Annotated in this window: 1 protein-coding gene; it reads right to left on the bottom strand. The window is 61.2% G+C overall.

The window, feature by feature from the left end:
• Positions 1–185 precede the first annotated feature (185 nt).
• On the bottom strand, positions 186–276 hold a 91-nt coding region (locus tag R0J88_RS19860), incomplete at its 5' end, for a DUF1328 family protein (RefSeq protein WP_410900856.1).

Here is a 276-nt window from a genome sequence, read left to right as displayed (position 1 = left end):
TCTGAACCTGCCCAGCCCTCAGTGGTGAAAAGGCCAGCGCCTGAACGAGCAACGCCCGCGACGGTCGATCACCGTCGCGGGCGTTGCTGTCTCTGACTCGTACTATCTCAAAGTCGTGCTATCCGATCACGTGACGGCTTGCGGACTGTTGCCGTCAGTCTGACCCGTGGCAGGGAATCAGAGCCTCACGGCTTGCGGCGGCTCTTGAAGAAGGACACCAGGAACAGCACCAGGAAGATCACGAACAGGACCTTGGCGATGGTCGCTGCGGTGCCG

This window comes from Pseudoalteromonas sp. SIMBA_162 (genome assembly GCF_046535955.1).
GTDB classification, from domain to species: Bacteria; Pseudomonadota; Gammaproteobacteria; order Enterobacterales; family Alteromonadaceae; genus Pseudoalteromonas; species Pseudoalteromonas marina.
Note: the sequence above shows the minus strand (reverse complement) of the source record. Positions and strands in the feature narration are given on the sequence as shown.